This is a genomic window from Bacillus sp. FSL E2-0195, from assembly GCF_038003645.1.
Classification (GTDB): Bacteria; Bacillota; Bacilli; order Bacillales; family Bacillaceae_G; genus Bacillus_A; species Bacillus_A mycoides.
The window spans coordinates 3,988,220-4,003,212 of the sequence record NZ_JBBOPN010000001.1 but is presented as its reverse complement, the minus strand read 5'-3'; the positions used below and the strand labels follow the sequence as shown (position 1 = coordinate 4,003,212).

The following is a 14,993-nucleotide window of genomic DNA, read 5'->3' as shown; positions in this document are numbered from 1 at the left end:
GATTATATCTATAGTTAAATTTAGTTTTTTCGAAAAATTAACATATTTACAAAAAATGAATAATAGAGAATGTGAGAGTAATGAACCTTTTTTATTGTCGATTTCGCCGTGTATCCTCTATAATGGAGAAAAAAGTAAAAGGTGAGTAGTATGAAGAAAAAGAAGCAAAGACAAACACAAAGACACTCTCAAATGAATCAACCAGAGAAAGAATCACTTACACTAGGTGATCAATTGAACGATTCGTTAATGCAACAATTAAAGAATAAGAAAAAAGAGTTGCAAGTGAGAGAAGAGAAAAAAGAGGCAGCAGAACAAGAAAGAAAGCGTAAGGAACAAAAAGAACGTGAAAAGAATAAATCATTTGAAGAACTGTTAAGTGAAAGTAGCCTTACTTGGAAAGACTTTAAATAATAAAAAGATGATCAGTGAAATGCCGCTGATCATTTTTTTGACGAGTTTGTAAGAAAAGGGGAGTTAGAATGAGGGAAATTGTAGTCGTTCCGTATGAAAATCATTGGAGTGAGAAATTCCAAATGGAAGCCGAAAGATTAAAATCGGCGATGCCAGAAATGGTGAAAGTCCATCATATTGGAAGTACGTCAGTGCCAGGACTGGCAGCTAAACCTATTATAGATATGATTATGGAAGTAGAGAGTATCGACAGAGTAGATCATTGGAATGAACGTTTTAAAGAGCTTGGTTACATCGTAAAAGGGGAAAATGGTATTTCAAGACGTCGTTATTTTATTCATGGGACTGAGGAAAAACGCTCGTATCATTTGCACGTATTTGAAAAAGGGAATCCTGAGATAGTAAGGCATTTATCGTTTCGTGATTACATGATGGCTCATTGCGAAGAAGCAGAGGCATATGCAAATTTAAAGAAAGAACTAGCGGAAAAATATACATATGATGGCACGATGTATACGGAAGGAAAAAATGAGTTTGTACGTAATGTTGATGAAAAAGCGAAAGAATGGAAAGGAAATAACGTGAATGACTGAGTTCACGTTATTTTTTAAAATGTGTATAAAAGTATTATGTAAACTGTACGTATGTTTTGACTTTTTGGATGAATCTTGTTGAAATAAAGTGGTGGTTTATAAAAATGTAACAATGAAAGGGAGAACGAGTGTGCATATTCCAACAACTACACTTCATAATGGTGTGAAAATGCCGATGATTGGTCTAGGCGTTTATAAAGCGAAAGAAGGCAACGAGGTTAAACAAGCAGTAAAAACAGCATTAGAATTTGGATACCGTTCGATTGATACAGCAACTGTATATGAAAATGAAAGCGGTGTCGGAGAAGCGGTTCGTGAATCAGGGATTCCGAGAGAAGACATATTTATTACAACAAAAGTTTGGAACGACGATCAAGGATACGAGGAAACACTTGAGGCGTTTGAAAAAAGCTTAAAGAAATTACAAATGGACTATGTAGATTTATATTTAATACATTGGCCAATAAGAGGGAAGTATGTCGATACGTACCGAGCGCTAGAAAAATTGTATGAAGAAGGTAAAGTGCGCGCGATTGGTGTTTCTAATTTTCATAAACATCATTTAGAACTGTTATTACCAAATTGTAAAGTGAAGCCGATGGTCAACCAAGTGGAACTTCATCCGATGTTAGCGCAATTTGAATTGCGTGATTTCTGTCAAGGTGAGCATATTCAAATGGAAGCGTGGAGTCCTTTAATGAGAGGCGGCGAAGTATTCCAGCATCCAATTATTCAGGCTATTTCTAAAAAATATGAAAAGTCACCTGCACAAGTTATATTAAGGTGGGATATTCAAAGTGGGATTGTGACTATTCCTAAATCTGTTACGCCATCTCGTATTAAAGAGAACTTTACTATTTTTGATTTCTCATTAACTGAAGAAGAGATGGATCAAATTAATACGTTAAATCGTAATTTACATGTAGGAACGAATCCTGATAAATATGATACGTTATAAAAAAAGACTGCCGCCTAGTGTTGGGGGCAGTCTTTTGCTTTTATCGGTATCAATATTTTAGCGATGCAAAGCATATGAATCATACTTAACAATCTTTTGAAGTTGTACATATTCTTCTTTTGTTAAAGATAACTGTTGGCTAGCTTGTATATTTTCTTGCAATTGTTGAATAGAGCTTGCACCAGGTATAACAGCTGCAACAGTTTCGTTATGTAAGCAATATTGAATAGCCGTTCCTGTTAAAGAGCTTTCTCCGATTATTTCTTTTACACTCGCGAGTGTCGAATATAACTCATCGTAAGAATAAGAGAGGTAATCTTTTTCTTTTACTCTTTCTATCTTTCTTGCATTATTGTTAGTTAAAATCCCTTTTGCAAGTGGTCCGCGAGCAATAACGCTAATTTGCTGTTCATTAAGAAGCGGGAACCATTCTTCAGGGCGACGATTTAAAAGGCTGTATTCCATTAATATGCTAACGATATTTGATCGTTTTGCATACTCACGAATGACATTTGGACGTATAGAAGAGATACCATAATGACGAATAATCCCTTCTTTTTTTAATTCTTCAAAGGCTTCAACTGTTTCATCTATAGGATCTTCAATCGTCCCGCCATGCAGTTGATATAAATCAATATAATCTGTTTGAAGTCTACGTAAACTCTCTTTTACTTCGGCCTTTATATAAGCTTTAGAAGGATCCCAAGACCAACCGTTTTTTTCTTCTGTCCATCGATTTCCAACCTTTGTTGTAAGAACAATTTGGTCACGTTTTCCTTTCAGAGCTTTTCCAACAAATTCTTCATTTAATCCATAATCGTATAAGTCCGCTGTATCAAAAAAATTAATTCCTAAATCGATTGCCTCATCGATAATACGCATAGCTTCAGCCTCAGATGCACCGAGAGACATACAGCCAAATCCAATTTCCGTAACATATAAATCTGAGTTTCCTAATTGACGTTTTTTCATAGGTCAACCTCCTTACCTTTATTGTACGAAAGGGGAAGGAGGTTGACAAACGTTTACTTTTTGCCCCGCATTAACTGCCCGTAAAAGCCCGATTGGTTCAACTAATAATCAGAGGGGATGCCCCCCTCTGATTAAAGTTTCACTTTATTTGCTGTAATCCACTCTTGTACAGTTGTATACTCTTTTCCATATTGTTTTAGCTTATGACGAATTTGCCATGCTTTGCCGACTAAAGTGACGCGATTTGGTAAAATGTAAACTTTCATTTCTATCACGCTCCTTTCAATGTGGTAAAATGTATGAAGAACGATTAGGAAATAGAACAGGGAGATGAAGTAGTATGAGTAATCTTGCAGAAAGAACAGTAAAAACTGAACCGATTTTTGATGGTAGAGTTATAAAAGTTCGTGTTGATGATGTAGTATTACCAAATGGAGAAATGAGTAAACGTGAAATCGTAAATCACCCTGGGGCAGTTGCTATTATTGCTATTACTGATGAGGGGAAAATTGTACTCGTTGAGCAGTATCGTAAAGCTCTCGAAAAGGCAATTGTGGAAATTCCTGCTGGGAAGTTAGAACCTGGGGAAAAGCCAGAGGTAACAGCAGTTCGTGAATTAGAAGAAGAAACAGGATATGTATGTGAAAATATGGAGCTTATTACATCTTTCTATACATCACCTGGTTTTGCAGATGAGATTTTATATGTATATAAAGCGACAGGATTAAAACAAAAAGAAAATAAAGCAGCTTTAGATGAAGATGAATTTGTGGAATTAATGGAAGTGTCATTAGAAGAAGCGATTGATCTTATGAAAGACCTTCGCATACATGATGCTAAAACGATGTTTGCAGTACAATATTTACAATTACAAAAATAAACACTCGCCTAAGGCGAGTGTTTTTAGTTGATTTTTGCATATACACGTGCATCGCGTAAGCTGCCATCGGGTGCTAGGAAATCATTTTCCATTGTACCTTCTAAAATAAATTCTAGACGTTCTGCTAAGTTACATGCATTTATATTTGTTGCATCAGTACGAATTTCAATTCTTCTAGCACCTAGTTTATCAAATGCAAATTGAATCGCACCTTTAATGGCTTCTGTCATATAGCCATGCTTTGTATAAGCGCTATGTAGCCAAAAGTGAAGTGAAAACTTTGGAATATCCCAGTTTTCAGGCTTGAGCGTAATAGCTCCGATGAATGTACCAGATACTTTATCGTATAAGTGGAAATCAAGTGTTTCACGAAGTAAAAACTGTCCGTGAGCTTCGCGAACAATTTCTTCAGCACGTTCTTCTGTTTCAGCTGTAATTGGCATCCATGGTAATAAGTCTTCTAGCGAAGCTTGGATTGCTTCATATACTTCTGTGCCATCACCTGGAAACGGCTTACGTACTTGCAAGCGCTCAGTTTGAAATAATGTTGGAAAATCTAATAATAATGGTTTCAAGAGAAATCCCTCCTATTCTCTACTTTTTAGTTTAGCAAAGTAGAGCGGAATTTCAATGCTAATTCGTCATACTTTTTTTCTTTCTTTCATACATTTTTAGTAAGAGTGTGAACGGAGGGAAGGAAAATGTGGCGAAAAACGTGGCAAGACCGTTTAATGTCTCACATACAGGAAAATTCTTCACTATATATATTTAATGCGGTTTTATTACTGATGGGAGTAATATTTGGAGCGATTCTTGTGAATAGTTTACAAATAAACCAAAAGCAAGATTTATCATTTTATTTACAGCGTTTTTTTGGACAAGTTTCTAAAGGAGAATTTGCTGTCGCAGGCGAAATGTTTCGAGAAAGTTACTTTTCGCAATTAAAATATATCGGTTTTATTTGGATTTTGGGGATTTCAATTATTGGGTTGCCGCTCATTTTTATCTTACTATTTTTAAAAGGGGTAGTTGTTGGATTTACAGTAGGTTTTTTAGTAAGTCAGCACGGATGGAATGGACTATTATTAGCATTTGTATCTGTATTGCCACAAAATTTAATTATAATTCCTGTATTTCTCGTAATGACAACAATTGCTGCAAGCTTTTCCTTACGCATGATTAGGCATCAATTTATTCGGAAAATAACTGAGCCACTATTACCGTTATTAATTCGCTATACATGCTTTTTTCTCGTGATTGGAGCGGTATTAGCTATTGCTTCCAGTGTCGAAGTGTATGCATCACCAGTTTTAATGAAAGAAGTTGTGGAGGCTATTAACAAACAATAAATACTTTTTGAGAATAATTATCAATTTGTTTTTATTGTTTTTCTTTTGACAGGAGCCCTTCTTCTGATATAATGGTGTAAGAGTGGCGAGGAGGGAGTAGTACCGAATGGAAGAAAGAATTGAACGAATTAAGAAGCAATTACATGCAGCGAGCTATAAATTGACACCACAACGTGAAGCAACAGTTCGTGTGCTGCTAGAAAATGAAGAAGATCATTTAAGCGCAGAAGATGTATACCTCCTTGTAAAAGAAAAGTCGCCAGAGATCGGATTAGCAACCGTTTATCGAACTTTAGAGTTATTGTCTGAGTTGAAAGTTGTCGATAAAATTAACTTTGGAGACGGTGTTTCGCGTTATGACTTACGCCAAGAAGGTGCACAGCGTTTCCATCATCATTTAATCTGTACACAATGCGGTGCTGTACAAGAAATACAAGAAGATTTACTTGGTGAAGTGGAGAATAAAGTGGAACGAGACTGGAGCTTTAAGGTGAAAGATCATCGTTTAACATTCCATGGGATTTGTAAAAATTGTCAAGAAAATGAAACGGATGAAAAATAACCTTTTCCTATTTAACTAGGAAGAGGTTTTTTATTTGAATAAGGTATAAATTGGTGAAAGCTTGGCATATGTTGTAATAACTTATATTTTGGAGGAATTTACAATGCGCCGAGCTTTAAAATTAACTTTTGATGGGATGAAAGTATTTTTATTATTTACAAGTTGTACGATTTTGTTTTATTTCGCTATACTATGGATAAATGAAGAATATGAAAGTTACCATCGTTATGAAAAGCCAAAAGAAGAGACTGTAGAAAAAGTATCAGGGAATGAGGAGCCGGAAAAGGATGCTTTCGTAAATAGAATGATGTTTTTCTATGAAAATGGGGAGTAGTGTAGATTGGAAGATCAATTAAAAGATTTTATTCATTATATGATTGTTGAAAAAGGTTTAGCGAAAAATACAGTTGTATCTTATGAACGCGATTTAAAAAGCTATGTGAAGTATTTGCAAAATGTAGAACAAACGAAGACGTTTCATGAAGTGACACGCTTGCATATTGTTAACTTTTTGCAGCATTTAAAAGAAAACGGGAAATCTTCAAAAACATTGGCGCGTCATATTGCATCGATTCGTTCGTTTCATCAATTTTTACTTCGTGAACGAGCAGTGGAGCATGACCCATCGGTACATATTGAAACGCCACAAGGGGAACGGAAATTACCAAAAGTATTATCAATCGACGAAGTGGAAGCATTACTTCAAACACCGAAAACGGCAAGTGCTTTTGGGATTCGTGATAAGGCAATGTTAGAGTTGTTGTATGCAACAGGACTTCGTGTTTCAGAATTAATTGCATTAAATTTAGAAGATGTGCACTTAACGATGGGATTTGTTCGCTGTATCGGGAAAGGGAACAAAGAAAGAATTATTCCACTAGGAAGCTTAGCGACAGAAGCGATTCAAAAGTATATTGAAAAAGGAAGAAGAGAATTGATGGGTAAAAAAGCAGTAGATGCGCTCTTTTTAAACCATCATGGTAATCGATTATCGAGACAGGGATTTTGGAAAATTTTAAAACGGCTAGCGAAAGAAGCGAATATTGCAAAAGAGCTTACACCGCATACGTTGCGTCACTCTTTTGCTACGCATCTATTAGAAAATGGGGCAGATTTGCGTGCTGTACAGGAAATGCTTGGACATGCAGATATTTCGACGACACAAATTTATACGCACGTTTCAAAAACTAGATTAAAAGATGTATATAAACAGTTTCACCCGAGAGCATAGTCACTATGCTCTTTTTTCATAGATTAAGAAGAGTGAACCATTTCACAGAAACTTCACAAACATTTCGTACATTGTTTTCAGCAGAAGACTAGAATATTACAATGTATTTCCTCTATACTAAGGAAAGTATGAAGGAGGAAATGAAGATGAAAAAACTTATTATTACATTATTTATCGCGATGCTAGCATTGGCTGGCTGTAATACAAACAAAGAAGAACCGAAAAAAGGACAGAAACTTGAAGGTATAGACGTAGCGGTTCAAACGAATCCGAAAGAAATTAAACCTGGTGAAAAAACAGAAGTACAAGCACTTGTTACACAAGGAAAAGAAAGAGTAACGGATGCTGATGACGTAAAGTTTGAGATTTGGAAAGATGGCGACGAGAAACACGAGATGTTAGATGGTAAGCATAAAGGAAAAGGTGTTTATGCAGTAGAGAAAACATTTGAAACTGATGGAGTATATCATATTATTCCTCATACAAATGCACGTGATATACACGTTATGCCAGAACACAAAGTTGCTGTAGGGAATGCGAAAGTAGAAGATGCGAAAAAAGAAAGTGGTGATCATAATGCAGGACACGGTGATCATAAAAGTGACACAATGATTCATCTTATGGCCGGTGACATAAAAGCAAATGCTGAATCAACAATGAAAGTCCATTTAAAACAAAAAGAAGAAGCGTTAACTGGTGCTGAAGTACAACTTGAGATTTGGAAAGACGGCGTTGAAAAACACGAATTTATTCCGGCGAAAGAAGGGAATAAAGGGGAGTATGAAAGTAAACATACTTTCAAAGAGAATGGTGCTTATAAAGTGAAAGTTCATGTAAGAAAAGGTGAACTACATGAACATAAAGAAGAAACAGTAGAAGTAAAATAAAAAGTAGCTCTTTAGAGCTGCTTTTTATTTTTATATTAGGAAATATGTTATAAAATGATTAGCACTTCTTTGCAGAATGGATTACAATAGAAGGGTAAAGAAAATGAGAAATTCTACGAAAATGTATTAAAAAGAAAGCGTAAACATGGTATGATATCAATATCAGATGTCTGACATCTGACTTAGAAAAAACTAGAAATTTTTTTGATTCGTTTGAAAGTAAAACGAAAAAGTTAGAGACTGGTTTAAAGCAGTACTGTTTGATAATGAGGACGAAAGATAATTCCCATTGATAACAGTTTCACTTTATAGCGTTTTGAACATACTACAAGAAGTAGAACTGAACATATAGGAGGTTGCAGTTATGAATAAATATAAACGTATTTTCCTAGTCGTAATGGACTCTGTGGGAATCGGTGAAGCACCAGATGCTGAGCAGTTTGGTGATTTAGGTTCTGATACAATTGGTCATATCGCTGAACATATGAATGGATTACACATGCCAAACATGGTGAAATTAGGCCTTGGTAATATTCGTGAAATGAAAGGAATCTCTAAAGTAGAGAAACCGCTTGGATATTATACAAAAATGCAAGAGAAATCTACAGGTAAAGATACAATGACAGGTCACTGGGAAATCATGGGCCTTTACATTGATACACCATTCCAAGTGTTTCCTGAAGGATTCCCGAAAGAATTACTTGATGAATTAGAAGAAAAGACAGGTCGTAAAATTATCGGTAATAAACCAGCCTCTGGAACAGAGGTACTTGTTGAGCTTGGTCAAGAACAAATGGAAACAGGTTCTTTAATTGTTTACACTTCTGCTGATAGTGTATTACAGATCGCAGCTCATGAAGAAGTAGTACCACTTGAAGAGCTATATAAAATTTGTAAAATCGCACGTGAATTAACATTAGATGAGAAGTACATGGTAGGGCGTGTTATTGCTCGTCCGTTTGTTGGAGAGCCAGGAAACTTCACACGTACACCAAATCGTCATGACTATGCGTTAAAACCATTTGGTCGCACAGTAATGAATGAACTTAAAGATAGCGATTATGATGTAATTGCTATTGGTAAAATTGCTGACATTTATGATGGAGAAGGTGTAACTGAATCACTTCGTACGAAATCAAATATGGATGGAATGGACAAGCTTGTAGATACATTAAATATGGACTTTACAGGTATTAGCTTCTTAAACTTAGTTGACTTTGATGCCTTATTTGGTCATCGTCGTGACCCACAAGGGTACGGAGAAGCATTGCAAGAATATGACGCACGTCTTCCAGAAGTATTCGAAAAACTAAAAGAAGATGATCTATTATTAATTACAGCAGACCATGGTAATGATCCAGTACATCCTGGTACTGATCATACACGTGAATATGTACCGTTATTAGCATATAGCCCAAGCATGAAAGAAGGCGGACAAGAGTTATCACTTCGTCAAACATTTGCTGATATTGGTGCAACTGTAGCAGAAAACTTTAATGTTAAAATGCCAGAACATGGAACAAGCTTCTTAAACGAGCTAAAGAAATAGGGGGATAAACAGATGAATCGTGAACTAATTACAAAATCAGCTTCATACTTAAAAGAGAAATTTCAAGAGACACCACAAGTAGGACTAATCCTTGGATCTGGACTAGGTGTATTAGCAGATGAAATCGAGAACGCAGTAACAGTACCATACAGTGAAATCCCTGAATTCCCAGTTTCAACTGTAGAAGGACATGCAGGTCAACTTGTATTCGGTACACTTCAAGGTGTAACAGTAGTAGCAATGCAAGGACGTTTCCATTTCTACGAAGGATACGATATGCAAAAAGTAACATTCCCAGTTCGTGTTATGAAAGAACTAGGTGTAGAAACAGTTGTTGTAACGAACGCAGCTGGTGGTGTAAATACATCATTTGAACCAGGCGATCTTATGTTAATTTCAGACCATATTAACTTCATGGGTACGAACCCATTAATCGGACCAAATGATTCTGAAATGGGTGTACGTTTCCCTGATATGTCTACATCATATACGCCAGAACTTCGCGAAATGGCGAAACAAGTTGCAGCAGATTTAAATATTAAAGTACAAGAAGGTGTATATGTTGGAATGACAGGTCCTGTATATGAAACACCTGCTGAAATTCGTATGCTTCGTACACTTGGCGGAGATGCAGTTGGTATGTCAACAGTACCGGAAGTAATTGTAGCTCGTCATGCAGGTATGAAAGTACTAGGTATTTCTTGTATTTCAAATATGGCAGCTGGTATTTTAGATCAACCACTTCATCACGATGAAGTAATTGAAACGACAGAACGTGTTAAAGCTAATTTCTTAGCATTAGTAAAAGCAATTGTAAAACAAATGAAGGGGTGACTTCACAATGAGAATGGTGGACCTAATTGCAAAAAAACGTGATGGACATGCATTAACGACAGAAGAAATTAACTTTATCGTTGAAGGATATACAAATGGTAGTATTCCAGATTATCAAATGAGTTCACTTGCAATGACAATTTTCTTCCAAGATATGAATGATCAAGAACGTGCAGATTTAACGATGGCAATGGTAAATAGCGGTGATACAATTGACTTATCAGCCATTGAAGGGGTAAAAGTAGATAAGCATTCAACGGGTGGAGTTGGTGATACAACGACACTTGTATTAGGTCCATTAGTAGCTGCTTTAGGTGTACCAGTTGCGAAAATGTCTGGACGAGGTCTAGGACATACGGGTGGTACAATTGATAAATTAGAAGCAGTACCAGGATTCCATGTGGAAATTGAAAATGATGAATTCATGCGTCTTGTAAATGAAAATAAAATCGCTGTTATTGGTCAAAGTGGAAACTTAACACCTGCTGATAAAAAGTTATATGCGCTTCGTGATGTAACTGCAACAGTAAATTCAATTCCTCTTATCGCTAGCTCAATTATGAGTAAGAAAATTGCTGCTGGTGCAGATGCAATTGTTCTTGATGTAAAAACTGGAGCAGGCGCGTTTATGAAAACGGATGAAGATGCAAAGCGTTTAGCAGAAGCAATGGTACGCATCGGTAATAACGTTGGTCGTAATACGATGGCGGTTATTTCTGATATGAGTCAGCCGCTTGGTGAAGCAATTGGTAATGCATTAGAAGTACAAGAAGCAATTGATACATTACAAGGTAAGGGACCGAAAGATTTAGAAGAGTTATGTTTAACACTTGGAAGTCAGATGGTGTACCTTGCTGGACAAGCTTCATCTTTAGAAGATGCACGTGAAAAGTTAATTGAAGTAATGAACAATGGTAAAGCGCTAGAATCATTTAAAACGTTCTTATCGGCGCAAGGCGGCGATGCATCTGTTGTTGATGATCCTTCTAAATTGCCACAAGCACAATTTAAAATTGAAGTGGAAGCGAAAGAAGACGGTTACGTATCGGAAATCGTTGCAGATGAAATCGGAACAGCAGCAATGCTTTTAGGAGCAGGGCGTGCAACGAAAGAGTCTGAAATTGATTTAGCAGTTGGTCTAATGCTTCGCAAAAAAGTAGGCGATAGCGTGAAAAAAGGTGACTCTCTTGTTACAATTTACGCAAACCGCGAAAATGTTGAAGACGTAAAAGCGAAAATTTATGAGAACATGAAAATCGCTAAAGATCACGTAGATGCACCAACTTTAGTACACGGTATTGTAACGAAGTAATAAAGTGAAACTTTAATCAGTGGGGGCTTTATCCCCACTGATTATTAGCCTTCACCAATCGGGCATTTACGGGCAGCCCGACCCAGACCTAACTTCTTTGCTTTCGCTGAATTTTGAGGTAGGGGTCTTACTGCCCGCAAATAGCGGGATAAAAAAAGCTGAGGAGATTTCTCCTTGGCTTTTTTTACTATTTTTTGTTTATAATAGTAATGGGTGAAATTATGATTAGAATTTGTGCAATAACGAAAAAAAATGAAGTTTTATATGATGTTTCGCTAGAAGAAACGAAAAAAGAGAACATCATATGGTATTGGCTTGATTTATATAAGCCAACGAAAGAGGAGTATACATATATTTTACAAGATCACTTCAAGTTCCATCCCCTTGCAATTGAAGATTGTGTAGAGTATGTACAGAGACCAAAGGTAGATTTTTATGATGGATATAACTTTTTAGTTCTTCATGCATTCGGAGAAGACGGATTAGAACCGCATGAAATCGATTTATTTATTAGTGATCGATATATAGTCTCTTTCCATTTCTCTCATAATAATGCGATTGAAAGAGTATGGAAAACGCTCGGTGAAAAGAAACGTATTAAGAAGAGTCCTTTGCATGTAGCACATACAATTATTGACCAAATTGTAGATGATTATTTCGCACCTGTTTATTACATCGAAGACCATTTAAATGCAATTGATGATAATTTAACGGGTGAGACAGCAGGAAGTGTGCTAGAAGAAGTATTTGATATTCGTGCAGATTTATCTAAGCTAAGGCGTACAATTATTCCGATGCGTGATTTATTGTATCGTATATTAAATTCAACACGTTTTTACGGTATAAGCGATCATGAAATTTATTTTAAAGATATACATGATCATTTGCTTAAACTGACAGAGATGATTGAAGCGAGCCGTGAATTAACAGCAGATATTCGAGATAGTTACTTTTCGTTGAATTCCCACCATATGAACAATATTATGAAAACATTAACTGTTTTCTCAACTATTTTCATGCCGTTAACATTTATTGCAGGGGTATACGGCATGAACTTCGCACATATGCCAGAGCTTGGCGGGAAGTATAGTTATTTTATTTGCTTAATTTTAATGGCATTAATTGGCGGTGGAATGATGGCTTGGTTTTATAAAAAAGGTTGGTTTAAGTAAAAAAACACCGAGGATTTCCTCGGTGTTTTTTTCTTAGCCAATAGCGTGTAATACGAACATGGCTAAGAATAAGCATGTAATAATATACATGGACGGTGCGACTTCTTTACGCTTTCCAAGTGCAACTTTCAAGATAGGATAAGCAATAAATCCGAACGCAATGCCATCAGCGATACTATATGTGAGCGGGATCATAACGATAATTAAAAACGCTGGAAATCCTTCTGAAAAGTCGTTCAGAGGAATTTGTTGAATGCTTGTAATCATCAGCCCGCCAATAATAATTAAGATTGGTGCAATGGCACTGTCAGGAATTATTTTGACAAACGGAAGCGCAAACAGTGATGCGAAGAATAACAACCCTGTAACGATAGACGTCAGACCTGTCTTTCCGCCTGCAGTAATACCTGCGGCACTCTCTACTGTTGAAACGGTAGGGCTTGTGCCAAATAGACCACATGTCATTGCTGAAATTGCATTTGCTTGGTAAGCACGTGGGAATTTACGATCATCTTCTAATAAACCATGTAAAAGTCCCATGTTCTCAAAAATAAGCACCATGCTTAAGGAGAATGTTGCAATCCAAAATGGCAAGGAAGAAAGTTTCCCAAATGACATAGCTCCAAACACATCGCCATAATTAGCGAATGAAAACGAACTATTTCCCATTTGACTCGTATCAACAAGACCAAACAGCCATGCAATACCAGTTCCAATTGCAATCGTCCATAAAAAGCTTCCACGTACGTTACGCGCAAATAGTACAAGTGCGACAATAAGAGTAAGTAGTGTGGCAAGAACGACAGGACTACTTAATTTTCCCATTGCAACAGCAGTATTAGGATGCGAAACGACTAAACCACCTTTTTGCAAGCCGATGAAAGCTAAAAACAACCCGATACCGACAGTGATCGCTTCCTTTAATGACTTTGGAATCGATACCGAAAGCACGCGAGCAATCGGTGTAAAAGCAGCAATTGCAAAAATAATACCGGCGATAAAAACAGCTGCCAATGCTTCTTGCCAAGTTAAACCGAGCGTATGCACAGCAGTGTACGTGAAGAATGCATTTACACCCATGCCAGGGACAAGAATAGCAGGTGCATTTGCCCAAAATGCCATGAGTAGACATCCGACAAATGAACTAAAAACAGTTGCCAAAATTCCTGCCTCAAGAGGAATGCCGGCATCTGATAAGATTGACGCATTTACAATCATAATATAAACAATTGTGAAAAATGACGTGACTCCAGCTAAAACTTCTTGTTTTGGTGATGTTTGGTGTAAGTCTAATTTAAATGTTCTTTCAAGTATTCCTTTCATGTTAAACCTTCTTTTTCATATCCCTCTCCCACCCGTGATATCTCTTATGTAAGAGCTCACCGTCCTTTATTATATCAGAACATCATGTTTTTACAACAACGAAAATGATAACGGTTACTTATAAATGAGTTTATTTATAAATACGTAAAAATTGCCCGGATAGATGAAATGATTTCTAGTTCTCCTGATTGAATGGGCGGAGCTGCTTGCGCATGCAAAGTAGCATATGATGAGATCTCCCGTGGTAATTGGGCAGATTCTTCAACGAGTGAGAGGGGAACAGGATTAATATTTAAATTGTAGGTACTCGCAATTGTACGAGCTTTGTCTACTGCTTGGTGCAGAGCTTGAATGAGAGCTTGCTCATAATATTTATTTGGATGAGATATTCGAAAACGTAATCCTTTTGCTACGTTTGCACCATTTGTAACGGCTATATCATATACTTCCCCTGCTTTTTGCACATTTAAAACGGTAATTTCATACAAATGCTCCACACGGTAGCCTTGTAGTAATGCTTTATCATTTACATATTCGTATTGAGGAGTAATTGTATAAGAAATGGTTTCTATATCTTTATCGGCAATACCTAGCTGTTTGAGTGCATCAAGCAATTGTTTCGATTGCACTGCATTTTCTTCTTGCGCCTGTTTTACATTTTTACTATCTGTTCGAATGCCCAGTGTTAATATGACAACATTTGGTTTTGCCTTTATAATGCCTTCTCCTTGTACAGTAATAGTAGCTTCTTTACCAGTATTCGTCGTACGGATATTATGTAAATACGGATTCATTCCACTTTGCATTTATGCTCACCATCCTTTTTTATATGTATATGTGTGAACAAAAAAGAAAATCTTATGAAAAAAGTTACATAAATGAGAATGTTGAGGGAAGAAAGCATATACAATATAGGTATTTATAGATTATAATATGTGTAAATATGATAAAAAAGGG

Annotated in this window: 18 protein-coding genes; 13 read left to right on the top strand and 5 right to left on the bottom strand. The window is 36.4% G+C overall.

Annotation, left to right across the window (positions count from 1 at the left end; translation table 11 throughout):
• The first annotated feature begins 150 nt into the window (after positions 1-150).
• The 3 genes from MHH59_RS20545 to MHH59_RS20535 all read left to right on the top strand — a co-directional run bounded on the left by MHH59_RS20545 (position 151) and on the right by MHH59_RS20535 (position 1,965).
• Positions 151-414 (top strand): YqkE family protein, encoded by a 264-nt coding sequence (locus tag MHH59_RS20545; protein WP_002014945.1) that lies wholly within the window; start codon positions 151-153, stop codon positions 412-414.
• Positions 415-482: 68 nt separating this feature from the next.
• Positions 483-1,007 carry a GrpB family protein gene (locus tag MHH59_RS20540; protein WP_002167715.1) on the top strand — a complete coding sequence of 175 codons (525 nt, stop codon included), beginning with the start codon at positions 483-485 and terminating at the stop codon, positions 1,005-1,007.
• 130 nt (positions 1,008-1,137) lie between these two features.
• Positions 1,138-1,965, top strand: coding sequence for an aldo/keto reductase (locus tag MHH59_RS20535; protein ID WP_078177772.1), 828 nt, complete (start codon positions 1,138-1,140; stop codon positions 1,963-1,965).
• 57 nt (positions 1,966-2,022) lie between these two features.
• Here MHH59_RS20535 and MHH59_RS20530 read toward each other — a convergent pair whose 3' ends face one another.
• Complete coding sequence (locus tag MHH59_RS20530; protein WP_002088476.1) at positions 2,023-2,937, bottom strand: aldo/keto reductase; 915 nt, start codon at positions 2,935-2,937, stop codon at positions 2,023-2,025.
• A gap of 131 nt (positions 2,938-3,068) precedes the next feature.
• Positions 3,069-3,203, bottom strand: a complete 135-nt coding sequence (mciZ, locus tag MHH59_RS20525; protein ID WP_000870297.1) for a Z-ring formation inhibitor MciZ — start codon at positions 3,201-3,203, stop codon at positions 3,069-3,071.
• Between the two features lie 74 nt (positions 3,204-3,277).
• Here mciZ and MHH59_RS20520 point away from each other — a divergent pair, with 74 nt between their 5' ends.
• A complete protein-coding gene (locus MHH59_RS20520) occupies positions 3,278-3,817 on the top strand; it encodes an NUDIX domain-containing protein (protein WP_002014941.1) in 540 nt (179 codons plus the stop codon).
• A 23-nt stretch (positions 3,818-3,840) separates the two neighbouring features.
• Here the strand turns inward: MHH59_RS20520 and MHH59_RS20515 are convergent, their stop codons facing one another.
• On the bottom strand, positions 3,841-4,392 hold the full coding sequence (locus tag MHH59_RS20515) for a GNAT family N-acetyltransferase (RefSeq protein ID WP_002033881.1): 552 nt from the start codon (positions 4,390-4,392) through the stop codon (positions 3,841-3,843).
• 126 nt (positions 4,393-4,518) lie between these two features.
• Between MHH59_RS20515 and spoIIM the strand changes: the two genes are divergently transcribed.
• The 9 genes from spoIIM to corA all read left to right on the top strand — a co-directional run bounded on the left by spoIIM (position 4,519) and on the right by corA (position 12,713).
• Positions 4,519-5,166: a stage II sporulation protein M gene (spoIIM, locus tag MHH59_RS20510; RefSeq protein ID WP_002167716.1), complete on the top strand. Its 648-nt coding sequence runs from the start codon at positions 4,519-4,521 to the stop codon at positions 5,164-5,166.
• A 106-nt stretch (positions 5,167-5,272) separates the two neighbouring features.
• Positions 5,273-5,728 carry a ferric iron uptake transcriptional regulator gene (fur, locus tag MHH59_RS20505; protein ID WP_000392654.1) on the top strand — a complete coding sequence of 152 codons (456 nt, stop codon included), beginning with the start codon at positions 5,273-5,275 and terminating at the stop codon, positions 5,726-5,728.
• A gap of 103 nt (positions 5,729-5,831) precedes the next feature.
• On the top strand, positions 5,832-6,062 hold the full coding sequence (locus MHH59_RS20500) for a YqzK family protein (protein WP_002088473.1): 231 nt from the start codon (positions 5,832-5,834) through the stop codon (positions 6,060-6,062).
• A 6-nt stretch (positions 6,063-6,068) separates the two neighbouring features.
• On the top strand, positions 6,069-6,959 hold the full coding sequence (gene xerD, locus MHH59_RS20495) for a site-specific tyrosine recombinase XerD (protein WP_002067028.1): 891 nt from the start codon (positions 6,069-6,071) through the stop codon (positions 6,957-6,959).
• 146 nt (positions 6,960-7,105) lie between these two features.
• A complete protein-coding gene (locus MHH59_RS20490) occupies positions 7,106-7,846 on the top strand; it encodes a FixH family protein (protein ID WP_002167718.1) in 741 nt (246 codons plus the stop codon).
• 364 nt (positions 7,847-8,210) lie between these two features.
• A complete protein-coding gene (gene deoB, locus MHH59_RS20485; protein ID WP_002014935.1) occupies positions 8,211-9,395 on the top strand; it encodes a phosphopentomutase in 1,185 nt (394 codons plus the stop codon).
• Between the two features lie 12 nt (positions 9,396-9,407).
• Positions 9,408-10,229 carry a purine-nucleoside phosphorylase gene (locus MHH59_RS20480; RefSeq protein ID WP_001078443.1) on the top strand — a complete coding sequence of 274 codons (822 nt, stop codon included), beginning with the start codon at positions 9,408-9,410 and terminating at the stop codon, positions 10,227-10,229.
• Between the two features lie 7 nt (positions 10,230-10,236).
• A complete protein-coding gene (locus tag MHH59_RS20475; RefSeq protein WP_078177775.1) occupies positions 10,237-11,541 on the top strand; it encodes a pyrimidine-nucleoside phosphorylase in 1,305 nt (434 codons plus the stop codon).
• Positions 11,542-11,750: 209 nt separating this feature from the next.
• Complete coding sequence (corA, locus tag MHH59_RS20470) at positions 11,751-12,713, top strand: magnesium/cobalt transporter CorA (protein ID WP_002067031.1); 963 nt, start codon at positions 11,751-11,753, stop codon at positions 12,711-12,713.
• A gap of 33 nt (positions 12,714-12,746) precedes the next feature.
• On the opposite strand, the gene MHH59_RS20465 is transcribed toward corA, so the two are convergent.
• Both MHH59_RS20465 and MHH59_RS20460 read right to left on the bottom strand, forming a co-directional pair.
• On the bottom strand, positions 12,747-14,036 hold the full coding sequence (locus MHH59_RS20465) for an NCS2 family permease (protein ID WP_002033892.1): 1,290 nt from the start codon (positions 14,034-14,036) through the stop codon (positions 12,747-12,749).
• Positions 14,037-14,170: 134 nt separating this feature from the next.
• On the bottom strand, positions 14,171-14,842 hold the full coding sequence (locus tag MHH59_RS20460) for an SIMPL domain-containing protein (RefSeq protein WP_098632785.1): 672 nt from the start codon (positions 14,840-14,842) through the stop codon (positions 14,171-14,173).
• Positions 14,843-14,993: the final 151 nt, after the last annotated feature.